Source organism: Pseudoalteromonas sp. SG45-2, assembly GCF_014164115.1.
Lineage (GTDB): Bacteria > Pseudomonadota > Gammaproteobacteria > Enterobacterales > Alteromonadaceae > Pseudoalteromonas > Pseudoalteromonas distincta.
In genome coordinates this window covers 121921-134561 of sequence record NZ_JACJEO010000014.1, presented here as the reverse complement: position 1 = coordinate 134561, position 12641 = coordinate 121921, and the positions used below count along the sequence as shown (strand labels likewise).

The 12641-nt window shown below is 41.3% G+C and carries 12 protein-coding genes and 1 pseudogene; 6 read left to right on the top strand and 7 right to left on the bottom strand.

The features are described 5' to 3' along the window. Positions 1 to 150: 150 nt before the first annotated feature. From H5116_RS11995 to pspF, 7 genes and pseudogenes are all read right to left on the bottom strand, one after another. Positions 151 to 622 (bottom strand): annotated as a pseudogene (locus H5116_RS11995) (VOC family protein). A gap of 88 nt (positions 623 to 710) precedes the next feature. Further along, positions 711 to 1472, bottom strand: coding sequence for an ATP-binding cassette domain-containing protein (locus tag H5116_RS11990; RefSeq protein ID WP_002958339.1), 762 nt, complete (start codon positions 1470 to 1472; stop codon positions 711 to 713). Beyond that, complete coding sequence (locus H5116_RS11985) at positions 1472 to 2464, bottom strand: oligopeptide/dipeptide ABC transporter ATP-binding protein (protein WP_002958338.1); 993 nt, start codon at positions 2462 to 2464, stop codon at positions 1472 to 1474. The genes H5116_RS11990 and H5116_RS11985 overlap by 1 nt, the downstream gene beginning before the upstream one ends. Further along, entirely contained in the window at positions 2465 to 3358 is an 894-nt protein-coding gene (locus tag H5116_RS11980; protein WP_002958337.1) for an ABC transporter permease subunit, read from the bottom strand. It abuts the gene before it with no gap. Then, on the bottom strand, positions 3345 to 4379 hold the full coding sequence (locus H5116_RS11975) for an ABC transporter permease subunit (protein WP_002958336.1): 1035 nt from the start codon (positions 4377 to 4379) through the stop codon (positions 3345 to 3347). Before H5116_RS11975 ends, H5116_RS11980 begins: the two co-directional genes overlap by 14 nt. Next, a complete protein-coding gene (locus tag H5116_RS11970) occupies positions 4379 to 5986 on the bottom strand; it encodes an ABC transporter substrate-binding protein (RefSeq protein WP_182716219.1) in 1608 nt (535 codons plus the stop codon). Before H5116_RS11970 ends, H5116_RS11975 begins: the two co-directional genes overlap by 1 nt. 15 nt (positions 5987 to 6001) lie before the next feature. After that, positions 6002 to 7066, bottom strand: coding sequence for a phage shock protein operon transcriptional activator (gene pspF / locus H5116_RS11965; RefSeq protein WP_010553754.1), 1065 nt, complete (start codon positions 7064 to 7066; stop codon positions 6002 to 6004). 186 nt (positions 7067 to 7252) lie between these two features. Between pspF and pspA the strand changes: the two genes are divergently transcribed. From pspA to megL, 6 genes are all read left to right on the top strand, one after another. Then, positions 7253 to 7912 (top strand): phage shock protein PspA, encoded by a 660-nt coding sequence (gene pspA / locus H5116_RS11960; RefSeq protein ID WP_007376832.1) that lies wholly within the window; start codon positions 7253 to 7255, stop codon positions 7910 to 7912. A 72-nt stretch (positions 7913 to 7984) separates the two neighbouring features. Beyond that, on the top strand, positions 7985 to 8218 hold the full coding sequence (pspB, locus tag H5116_RS11955) for an envelope stress response membrane protein PspB (RefSeq protein ID WP_024596504.1): 234 nt from the start codon (positions 7985 to 7987) through the stop codon (positions 8216 to 8218). Continuing rightward, positions 8215 to 8616, top strand: coding sequence for an envelope stress response membrane protein PspC (gene pspC, locus H5116_RS11950; protein ID WP_182716218.1), 402 nt, complete (start codon positions 8215 to 8217; stop codon positions 8614 to 8616). The genes pspB and pspC overlap by 4 nt, the downstream gene beginning before the upstream one ends. A gap of 63 nt (positions 8617 to 8679) precedes the next feature. Continuing rightward, on the top strand, positions 8680 to 10098 hold the full coding sequence (locus H5116_RS11945) for a YcjX family protein (protein ID WP_182716217.1): 1419 nt from the start codon (positions 8680 to 8682) through the stop codon (positions 10096 to 10098). Next, entirely contained in the window at positions 10095 to 11117 is a 1023-nt protein-coding gene (locus H5116_RS11940) for a TIGR01620 family protein (RefSeq protein WP_182716216.1), read from the top strand. Before H5116_RS11945 ends, H5116_RS11940 begins: the two co-directional genes overlap by 4 nt. A 151-nt stretch (positions 11118 to 11268) precedes the next feature. Next, positions 11269 to 12450 (top strand): methionine gamma-lyase, encoded by a 1182-nt coding sequence (megL, locus tag H5116_RS11935; RefSeq protein ID WP_182716215.1) that lies wholly within the window; start codon positions 11269 to 11271, stop codon positions 12448 to 12450. Positions 12451 to 12641 lie beyond the last annotated feature (191 nt).

Genomic DNA, 12641 nt, shown 5'->3' with positions numbered 1-12641 from the left:
TACCAAGCGCACAGGGCGTGCATCTGTGAAAGTGTTATGGCAAGGATGGCTTAAGTTACAAGCCATCCTGGAAGGCTACGATTTAGCAAAATCTCTTGAGTCAGACTTGTGATCAAGAGACAGCTTTTAAAGCGCCTTTTTTATTGTCTTTTAATTACCTCTGGCAATAAACTCAATCCGATTGCCGCTAGGCTCTCTTATCATCATATGTTGGGTTGGGCCGCTACCTAAGTTTTCGGGTGCAAACTCTATAATAATATTATTTTGCATTTTTAAGTGTTCATGTAGCTCGCTTAACTTTTTGATACTTTCAACACTGAGTGCTAAATGGTGTAAGCTCACATTTTCTGCTCGATTAAACTCCACACGTTTTGCATCGTTTTTCACGCGCCATAATGTAATGGTTATTTTATTGTTTGATAAAAAATAAGCAGGATAGGCTGGGTCATTCCCTAGCGTTTTAAAGCCAAGTACATCAGTAAAAAAATGCTTTGGATGCATCTAAGTTTGATACGGTTAAACCTAAATGATCAACGCCACCAACCCAATTTGTATCAGCAATAGCTGAGGCTGATAGAAGGAGTAATGGGGAAAGGCTAAGTAGTAACTTTTGTTTAAGCATGAGATCTCTTGTTAATTAAATACAATTAACAAGAAGACCTAGTTAAATACGGTTACCTTACAAAAAAGTTAGGTATTTATAATCTGCTTTAGCAGCTTAATAAACGCTGCGTTACTTTTGATTGAGGGTTTTGAAAAACATCTTCAGTAGGACCGTATTCAACCACTTCGCCTTTATCAAGTACAACTACAAAATCACTAATGTGACGTACTAAACTTAAATGATGAGTGATCATCACATACGTAAGGCCTGTATCGCGCTGCAGCTTAAGTAACAAGTTTACTATTTGCGCCCGTATGGAGGGATCTAAAGACGAAACAGCTTCATCAAGTACAATCACCTTAGGATCTAAAATTAATGCACGAGAAAACGCTACACGCTGTAGCTGCCCCACACTAAACATATGCGGGTAGTAGTGTTTATGATCAATTAACAAACCCACCTTAGAAAGCGTTGCATCAATCTTTTCAGTGCGTTCACTAGCATCAAGCTCAGTATTATATTGCAGGCAATCATCAAGCATTTCGCCAATGGTTAACCCCGGGTTGAGCGATGCAGCTGAATCTTGAAAAATCATACGAATATGGCGACATTGATTATCGCGTACGCCATTATCTTCGATAATATTATTCTCGAGCAAAATTTGCCCGCTATCAGCGCTATCAGCTCCTGAAAGTAGTTTTGCCAACGTACTTTTACCTGCGCCTGTTTCGCCAATTATGGCAATGCTTTCACCTTTACCTACGCAAAATGAAATGTTTTTAAGGACTTCAAACTTTTTACGTGAAAAAAGCCCAGCTCGCACATTAAAGGTTTTACAAAGCGCTTGTACTTTTAACAGTGGTTGCATTACTTCATGTCCTTAATTAACGGGAAGTGACACGCATAACTATGACCATGATGCTTAGTTAGGGCTGGTGTAACCACACAGGCTTTTTGTGCTTGCGGACAACGCGGCCCAAGGCGACAGCCAATGGGCAAATGTTGCAGGGTAGGGATAGTCCCTTTAAGCGCATAAAAAGGTTCTTTATGTGCTAAGCCTTGCTCGTAGTCTGGCAAGCTTTTTAGTAATGCTTGCGTGTATGGATGGCGAGGCTGTTTAAATATTTCATGGGTTGGGCCTGCTTCAACCATTTGCCCGCAATATAAAACATGAATGCCATGCGACCAATGTGCAATCTCTTCCAGTTCATGAGAGATCATCAAAATAGACATGTTTTTAAGTTGGTTTAAGCTTTTTAGTAACCTAAATACTTGTGCGCGAGTGGTACTTTCAAGTGCCGTAGTTGGCTCATCAGCGATTAATAGCTTAGGCGTGCGAGCAATGGCCATCGCAATCATTACTTTTTGACATACGCCTTCTGAGAGCTCATGAGGGTAACTACTTAGTACTGCTTCGTGGTTTTTAATGCCCACTTTATGAATAAGCGCTTTTACTCTGTCTTTTCTCTCGCGGTTGCGCTTTAAAAAGAAACCTTTAGTTGCGACCTCTGGGAGTGTTTCGGCAATTTGGTCAAATATTTTAGCGGTTGGGTCAAGGCAGCGACTTGGGTCTTGATAGATCATCGCTATATCTTGGCTTACTATTTTACGGCGTTTCTCTGGGCTTAAACGCATTAAGTCTACGCCGCGCCAATGAATACGGTCGGCAGTAATGTCCCAGCGCTCGTTTAATACACCAATAATCGCTTTTGCTATTAGGCTTTTACCAGAGCCAGACTCGCCTACGAGCGCATGTACTTCGCCTTCCTTTAAGCTAAAACTCACTCTGTCTACGGCTCTAATTACAGTTTCAGAGGTACGTAGTTCAATTGTTAAGTTACGAACATCGAGTAATTGCATTTAATCAGCCTTACGTGCTTTTAGCACTTGTCGCAGGCCATCGCCTACTAAATTAGTAGATAACACGGCTAAAAATAACAGTACACCAGGTAGCGCTACAGTCCACGGCGCTAAATAAATAAGGCCCAGATTTTCGGCTAATATTGCGCCCCATTCGGTCGTTGGTGGTTGAGCCCCTAATTTTAAAAATCCCAGTGCTGAAATATCTAATATCGCAGTAGAAAGCGCCATCGTGAATATAACCACAATATGCTCATAAATATTAGGGAAAATACCGCGCGATATTATATGCCAATTAGATGCGCCATCGAGTCTAAACGCAGTAATGTAATCTTTACTTAATTCATCAACAATTAGGTTGCGCACCGAGTGAATAAATTGCGGTAGTAACGCTAAAATAATTGCCCATACGGTATTCATTAAACCAGGGCCGAGTATGGCGATTATTATTATTGCCAATAACAAAGAAGGAATAGAAAGTGTTATATCAAGTAAATGATTTAAAAAGCTTGAACGCAACCCTTTACTAATCCCTGCAAAAGTCCCCACTAATACACCAAACAGGGTCGTGATTAGGGCAGCTACAACAGAAAGTCCAAACGTATATGTTGCACCATTCATTAAGCGCGAGAGTACATCACGGCCTAAATCATCGGTGCCTAAAATAAAGCGTACATCGCCCATTTCTCGCCATGAGGGCGGTATGAGTAATGCATCACTATGCTGTTGGTTTACGCCATAGGGCGCTAAAAAAGGAGCAGTGGCGGCCAATAATGCAAACGCCATAAATATCCATAAACCAACCAAAGCTGGGTGATTGTTTTTAAATTTGCGCCAAAATCGCGCAAGTGGCGATTTATTCGACTCTTCAGAAAATAAATTAAACTTTGCCATGGGCCTGATTCCGCGAGAGTGGATCGAATAAAGTGTAAGTAAGCTCAGCAGTAATAGAGGCTAAAATAACAAATAAAGACACCGCCATTAATCCACCTTGAATAGCTGGAAAGTCACGCTGATAAATACTATCGATTAACCATCGGCCAATACCCGGCCAAGAAAAAATAACTTCAGTAATCATCGCAAGTGTTATCAAGGTGCTAAATTGCAAACCAATTTGCTTAATTACCGGTAGTAGTGCATTACGCAGTGCATGGTGCATGATAAGTTGACGGCGGTTAAGGCCTTTTGCCCTAGCTGTTTTAATAAAGTTTTGATCCATTACCTTAAGCATAGACTCGCGAGTAAAGCGCACTAATACCGTGGTTGGATACATGGCCAGTACAATAGTAGGGAGTGTTAAATGGCGCAGCGCATCAACAAAGGCCATTCCTTTATATGGAAATCCAGCTAGAGCAATATCAATTAATATAAACCCTGTACTGGCGGGTATTTCGTAAAGGAGGCCCATTCTGCCCGACATTGGAAACCAGCCAAGCTTTAATGAAAAAACCATTATTAACAACAATGCGAGCCAAAACACAGGCATTGAATAACCTACCATAGTGACAGAGTTTATAAGTTTGTCGGGCCAGCGTTTATGATAGCCAGAGCCTAAAATGCCAGTAGGTACACCAATAACAACCGATACAATTAATGCATATACGCTTAGCTCTAAAGTAGCCGGTAGTAAGTCAATAATATGGCTAAACACGCTGTTACCAGAGGCAAATGAAAGCCCCCAATCGCCTTGAAATATTCTCCCTAAAAAGGCAATGTATTGCATAAAGTAATTGCTGTTGTATAAATATTTATCCTCAAGCTCACTATGCTGTGCAAAGTTACCACTTGGTATGCCACTTAAATTACTTAGCGGATCACCGGGAAATAAATACGCCAGTGAAAACGTAAATACGCTGAGCATTAGTATCATAAAAAAGAACAAACCAAGGCGACGTAAAATATAATCTAAGATCATTATTTTTTCCTCGCATTAGCAAGCGAAATAGCACCAAACGGGCCAAGTGTTATGCCTTCCACATCAGCGCTACTTGCTTGAAAGCGCAAGCCATGAGCAATTGGTAATAACGGCAACTCTTTAATAATTAGGGTTTGTGCATCTTCGTAGTATTTTTTACGTTTGTTTAAATCAGTGGTGTCTAGTGCTTTAGTAAGCAATAAATCAAATTGGGGATTACACCAGTTTGCAGGGTTTTTGCCACTAAAAGTAGCGGTGCAACTCAGCAGCGGGCTAAAAAAGTTATCAGGGTCGGGTGTATCTGCTGCCCAACCAAGTAATACACTGTCGTGCCTATGCTCGCCAATACGTTGAATAAACGTATTCCACTCATATTCTACAATACTGACGTTAACGCCTACTTTGCGTAAATCACTTTGCATAAGCTCAGCCATTTTACGTGCGTTGGGGTTATAAATACGACTCACAGGCATAGCCCATATCGTCATATCAAAGCCATTAGGCAACCCTGCTTCAATAAGTAACTTTTTAGCAAGTTCAGGATCAAACGTAGGTATATCTTCTTGTGGCTCAAATGCCCAAGAGGTTGGCGGCAAAATAGATTGTGCGCGAGTACCGTTACCGTAATAAACCGCCTGCATTATTTTATCTACATCTATTGCGTGCGCAAGCGCTTGGCGTACGCGTAAGTCGTCAAACGGGGCACGCTCTGTATTAAATGCCCAATAACCTATGTTTAAGTTTGTTTCTTTTTCGACGTTTATATCATCACGTTGCGCTAAAATGCTCAATTGTGCACTACTTGGATGAGCCGTTACATCGCACTCTTTAGTCAGCATTTTTGCTATGCGCGTAGTGCCGTTAGGAGTTATATCGTAAACCAATTGCTCAAGTGCAACGTCATGCTTCCAATAAAGTGGGTTACGGTAGAAGCGCACAAGATGATCTCGGCGGTATTCTTTATAAATATACGGGCCGGTGCCAATAGGGTACTGATCAAATAAGTTTTTTTGATTATTTTTCTTAAGTTTCATGGCGTATTCTTCTGAAAGTACCACGGCAAAGTCGGTAGCCATATTAGCTAAAAAACTACTTTCAGGATTAAACAATTCAAAACGGACTTGGTAGTCAGACACGCGCACAATTTTGCGAATAAGTTGATCAATTCCTACACTTTGAAAATACGGGTAATCGGCATCGCCCACAAAGTGATATGGATTATATACATCGAATAATCGGCTAAAGGTGAATATAACGTCGTCGGCGTTAAAGTCCCGCGATGGGGTAAAATAAGAAGTTGTATGAAACTTTACATCTTTACGCAGGGTAAAGGTAACCGATTTACCATCTTTGCTAATTTTCCAATCGGTCGCCAGCTCACTTTGAAACTCTGCCGTAACAGGGTCAATGCTAATTAAGCGGTCGTATAATTGGTTAGCAATTATATCAATAGTTGAACCGGTGGTCGTGACTTGCGGATTAAACGACACAGGGTTAGCTTCAGCGCAATAAACTAAGCCTTGGTTTTTTTCTTCTATGATTTCTTCTTTGCTATCAAGGCAACCAACTAAAGTGGTGGTAAGCAAAACAAGTAATAATTTATGCACCCGCATAACCTCTGACTATTGTTGATCCAACAAGTTGTATTTTTTAAGATAACCACGTAATTGATGATACGTTAAACCAAGTACTTCTGCAGTTTTCTTTTGATTAAATTGGCTATGTTCGAGTGCTTTATTAATCATGTTTATTTCAAAGTCGTTTGAACGCTCTTTTAAGCTGCACGGAAATTGAATATCAACGGCTGAATCATTGCTTGTTTGAGTAATCGGCGGCGCAACAACAATAGGCTCTGCATTAACAGTTTGAGCTGCTATAGGTGCTTTAATACGCGCTTTTGGTCTAAATGGGCTATCGAATGGGTCTAAAATAATCTGGTGAACGGGAATATGTTCACTACCGTGGCGATACAAACTGCGTTCAACCACATTTTTAAGTTCACGAATATTACCAGGCCAGTCATAACTAAGCAGTGTTTCTGTTGCGCTTCGGGTAAAACCGCTAAACAGTTCCCACTCTAAATCGCGCGCCATATTCATCGCAAACTGCTCAGCAAGAAGCATAATATCGTCTTGGCGTTCGCGCAGTGGTGGCAGGGTAATTACGTCAAAGGCAAGGCGATCGAGTAAATCACTTCTAAATTCACCTTGCTCGGCCAAATAAGGAAGATCTTCGTTTGTCGCACACACTAAGCGGGTATCTACTTTTACAGTTTGTTTGCCGCCAACACGTTCAAACTCACCGTATTCTATAACGCGCAGCAGTTTTTCTTGTACCATAGCTGAGGTATTAGCTAATTCATCTAAAAACAGTGTGCCGCTGTTAGCGCGTTCAAAACGACCTTCGTGACGTTTACTTGCCCCCGTAAAAGCACCGCTTTCGTGGCCAAATAACTCACTTTCGAGTAGGTTTTCGTTAAGCGCTGCACAGTTAAGCTTTACGTAGTTTTGATCCCAGCGTTTTGATAAAAAGTGTAAGCGTGCTGCTATTAGCTCTTTACCTGTGCCGCGTTCACCAATAATAAGTACCGGTTTATCTAAATTAGCCAGTTGCGATACCTGATCTAATACAGACAGAAAGCTATCTGATTGGCCGAGTAAATTATCCTGTTGGCGATATTGGCTCATATTTCCTAACTCTTGGTCATTTTTACTAACAGTTAGTGTATTTCATAATTAGGGATAACTAAAGAAATTTGTATATTTAGTTTAACGTAATGAAAATAAAGTGTATTTTAACTTTTAAAAAGTTGGCAAGCATATTGATACTAGTTATAGCAGACTAACTAAGTTTTAATTACAGAGGTAAATGTTATGGGAATTTTTTCACGTTTTGCAGATATCGTTAATTCTAATATCAACGCCATTTTAGATAAAGCAGAAGACCCAGAAAAAATGGTTCGTCTGATTATTCAAGAAATGGAAGATACGCTTGTTGAAGTACGTTCTACATCAGCTAAAACATTGGCTGAGAAAAAAGAAATTGTACGCCGCTTAGATACACTTAAAGCGCAGGTAAGTGATTGGCAAGATAAAGCCGAACTGGCTTTAAGTAAAGACCGCGACGATTTAGCGCGTTCAGCCTTACTTGAAAAGCAAAAGTCGGCAGATGCAGTTGCTTCAGTAGCGAGTGAGCTTGAACATGTAGAGTCTCATATTGAGAAATTACAGCAAGAAGTAACGACGCTACAAGAAAAGCTAGCAGATGCTAAATCTCGTCAAAAAGCGATTATACTTCGCCAACGTTCGGCTGAGTCGCGCCTTGAAGTGAAAAAGACACTTGATAGCTCAAAAGTAGAAGAAGCACTTAACCGCTTTGAACGTTACGAAACCAAAATTGATGGACTAGAATCTCAAATTGAGTCGTACGATTTAGGTAAAAAGACGTTAGCGGATGAAATTGCTAATCTACAAAAAAATGAAAAGATAGATGATGAGCTAGCCGAACTTAAAAAGAAGTTAGCTGATAAATAATTACATATAAAAATATATGGGGCCCTTGTGCCCCAGCTTAAAAACATCAAAACGGATTGTCAGGAGAGGATTATGTTTGATCCAGAGATATTAGTTGCACCATTTATCTTGTTTATGATTTTTGTTGCTCCGCTGTGGCTAATTTTGCACTACCGTAGCAAGAAACAAGTAAGCCAAGGTTTAAGTGAGCACGAACATCGCCAATTACTTGAGCTTGCACACAAAGCTGAAAAAATGGCTGATCGATTAGAAACACTTGAAGCATTGCTTGATCAAGAGTCACCACAATGGAGACGCAAAGTATGAGTGCCAAACGCGAATTATTAAGAGACCCACAACGCGGTAAAATAGCCGGTGTGTGTGCGGGATTAAGTGACTACTTTAATATGGAGTTATGGTTAGTTCGCATTATATTTGTTAGTGCGGTACTGCTAACGGGTGGCCCATTATTTGTGGTAGCGTATATTGCAGCCTGGTTCATTTTAGATAAAAAAGAGCCCACAACAGCGCAAACAAAAAGCTCAACTAAAACTGATGATCCGCTAGAAGTAAAATTTAAAGTATGGCAAAAAGGCGAGCCGCCGCGCCGCGCATTGCAAGATTTAAAAGAGCGTTTAACGCGTGTAGATACTCGCCTTCAAGATATGGAGCGCCATGTAACTTCAAGCGAGTTTACGGTGAGCCGTGAAATTAACAAACTTTAAAGGATTTAATAGCACCTTATTTGCAGCGTGATAAATTACGGCAAATTAGGTGCAAGACACTTTATGAGCCAATCATTTGCAAAAAAGACCTTTAAAAGCATTAAAGGCAAAGCACAAAAAGCCCTTCATCGCAGTTTAGACCAACACGTAAAGCTTGCCGTAACTGGCCTAAGTGGTAGTGGTAAAACTGCCTTTATTACCGCGCTTGTTAAACACTTAACAACCCAAGCGGACGATAAAAACTTACCTTTTTTTGATGTAATGCGCGAGCACCGCCATGTGGCCACTAAAGTTGTGCCGCAAGAGGCGTTAAAAGTCCCTACGTTTAATTACCCTCGAGCACTCAATACTTTATTACCCAGCGATGGGATGCCTACATGGCCTGCATCTACCGAGCGTATTAATACGCTGCGCTTGGCAATAAAGTATCAAAGTAATGCAGGGCTGCGTGGGCACTTTTCGCCGCAATCAACGCTTTATTTAGATATTATTGACTACCCGGGTGAATGGCTCCTTGATTTACCTATGCTTGAGCAAAGCTATTCTCAATGGTGCGAGCAGCAATATCCGTTATTAACTCAGCCTTCGCGCGTAAACACATCAAGTGACTTTTTAGTGGCCGTTGAGCAACTTGACTTAAACGCCCCCGTTGATGAAAACGCACTTGCCCATATTGCTCAGCTTTATCAAAGCATGTTAGTCGGGCTTAAAAAAGACACCAAACTTGCCATGTTACAACCTGGGCGCATGCTAATGCCTGGCGACCTACAAGGCGCGCCATTGTTATTGTTTTTTCCGGTATCGGGTGAAATAAACAGTGACGATGTCGTTGCGGGTTCTAATTTAGCGCATTTAATTAAGCGTTTTAACGCCTATATAAAAGAAGTTGTAAAACCATTTTATAATGAGCATTTTAGGCACTTTGATCGCCAAATTGTACTTGTAGATGTACTTAGTGCATTAAACGAAGGGCACGAAACACTCCAAGAGCAAAGCAGTGTAATAAACCAATTACTCGCACATTTTAACTATGGCGAGTCGGGCTTTTTTAAACGTTTATTTAAGCCCAACATAGACAAAATATTATTTGCAGCTAATAAATCAGATCACATAAGTGCTAAGCACCATAAAGATTTAGCACTGCTACTTGATTCGCTCGTGCATGAGCAAAGTAATCATTTAAAGTTTGATGGTGTAAAAATAGAAACCATGGCCATGTCGTCAATTACAGCAACGCAACCGCGCCAAATTACCGACAAAGGCCAAACGCTTGACTGCATTTACGGTAAACCATTACACGAGCCTGATTGGCTTACGTATCTACCGCCGCAACCACCCTCGCGGATGCTTAATAAAAATGAGTGGCCAGCACAGGGATTTGAGTTTTTATCGTTCTCTCCAATGCCGAGCCCCGATAAACAACTAAAACACATTCGATTAGATCATGTCATGCAGTACCTGCTAGGAGACAAATTAACATGAGTGAGTCAAACCAACCATTTCAAGCAGGGCGTCGTATAGATACGCAAAGCATTGAGCAAAACGAACCCGTTTTAGCACCTGCAAAAATTATTCAGCACGGACAAAGTGATTACGAAGAACTTGAAGATGAAGCACTAGAGCCAGAAATAGATCTGGAACCTGTATATAAAAAGTCAAAGTGGCAAACACTTAAAGGTGTTTTTGCTATTAGTTTTATAGTGCTGGTGCTTTTAGAGTTTGCATACTCGTTAGTATTTGCTTTCGAGCAGTCAATTATTTTAGGCTGTGTTTATTTAACAGCAGTTGTAAGTGGCGTGCTGCTAATAGGGCGCTTATTGTGGCGAGAGTACCGAATGCTGCGCAGTTTAAAGCGTAACCAGCTGCACCGAGTTGAAGCCGACAGGCTTTTAAACAGCGAGCAAGTAGGCGGTGCGTTACCTTGGCTCGAAAAGCTTAATAAACACCAAGAGCTTGATAACTTTGAAACCTTTAAAAACCAAGTAGCGATGCATCACAGCGACAAAGAAATAATGACGCTGTACGCCAATAGTTTATTAATAACCCAAGACACCAAAGCTAAAAAGCTTATAAATCGTTTTGCGACTGAATCCGCACTGCTAGTTGCCCTAAGCCCACTTGCGCTGGTGGATATGATGGCTGTGCTTTGGCGCGGTACTAAGTTAATAGAACAAATTGGTAAAATTTACGGCATTGGTTTTGGCTACGCGAGCCGTATAAAGTTATACCGTATGCTGATAAAACAAGTAATGTTTGTTGGCAGCGCAGAGCTTGTATCTGACCTTGCTGCAACTGCACTAAGTGCTGAGCTTTTAGGTAAGCTTTCGGGGCGGGCTGCGCAAGGGGTCAGTGCTGGTATTTTTACAGCGCGTATTGGTTACAAAGCAATGGAGCTTAGTCGCCCATTACCAAGGCTTGAAAACAAACGCAGCTTACTAAAAGGCACTGTGCAAAGCATCGCAGGTAAAATTATGAGCCGTAAAAAGGCGGAGTCAACGTAGTAAAGGTAGTGGCAATATTTGTGTACAAACGTGCGCTGCACGGTTTTTGCACAAATAGCCATCTGAGCATCCGGCATGCTTGCTGTTTGTAAGCGCATACGTTTTGATTGTTGAATCGCAAAAACATAATAATCAAAAAAATGAGCCTACAATGAGCAAGCATCATATAAACACCCAGTGTATTCACGGACCACAAAAAGCAAACGACCCGCACGGGGCACTCACTTCTCCTTTGTATCAAACCTCTACCTTTCATTTTGAAAATGCCGCGCAGGGTGCTGCGCGTTTTGCAGGGGACGAACCTGGCTATATTTATACGCGTTTAGGAAACCCCACAACCACAGAGCTTGAACAAAAAGTTGCTCAACTAGAAAGTTGTGAAGCAGCAGCTGCAACCGCAACAGGTATGGGGGCTGTATCGGCCTCAGTACTGAGCTTTTTATCGCAAGGAGATCACCTTGTTGCCTCAAGTGCTTTATATGGTTGTACCTTTGCGTTTTTCTCGCATATGTTGCCGCGCTGGGGAATCGAAGTCACTTTTGTTGATATGACCAACGAGGACGAACTACGCGCTGCCATCAAACCTAATTCAAAAATGATATTTGTAGAAACGCCAATCAACCCCACTATGGCGGTTATTGATTTGTCACTGATTGGCGCAGTTGCTAAAGAACACAATTTAATTAGTGTGGTCGACAACACCTTTTTAACGCCGCTACTGCAATCGCCCAAAAAATACGGCATCGACATTATAATGCACAGTGCGACCAAGTACTTAAACGGCCACGGAGACGTAGTTGCCGGTATTGTATGTGGATCGCTTGAGCACATAACACACATTAAAATGACCGTACTAAAAGACATTGGTGCAACCATAAGCCCGCACGATGCATGGCTAATTAATCGAGGCCTAAAAACACTCGCTATTAGAATAGAGCGCCATTGTCAAAGCGCACAAACTATAGCGCAATATCTAGAAGCGCATCCACAAGTAAGCACCGTATATTACCCGGGGCTTAAATCGCACCCAGGTTATAAGTTTATTGGTAATCAAATGAAAGCCGCTGGTGGTGTTATTGCGTTTGAAATAAAAGGCACATTACATGATGGCGCTCAATTTATTGATAGTATGAAACTTTGTACACTTGCAGTAAGCCTCGGTGACGCAGAAACACTGATTCAGCATCCTGCATCTATGACTCACTCGCCTTATACGCCAGAGGAGCGAGCTGCCGCTGGAATAAGTGATGGGCTGATCAGACTCTCGGTTGGGCTTGAAGATGTTAACGACATTATTAGTGATTTAGACCAAGCTTTTACTAAAATTGGTTAGGTGTATTTAATTGTATACACTTAAAAATAAGCTGCAGGCCTTTATTTAAAGGTCTGTATTTTTAATGTGCCATGAGTGTAATTTTAAATTTACAATGCAAGTGATCGCGCCAAATACTGATGTTAGCCTATCTATTAAACTTTTCTTCACTTTTGCATAGTATGGGGTCATTCGATATTCAACAGGTTTGA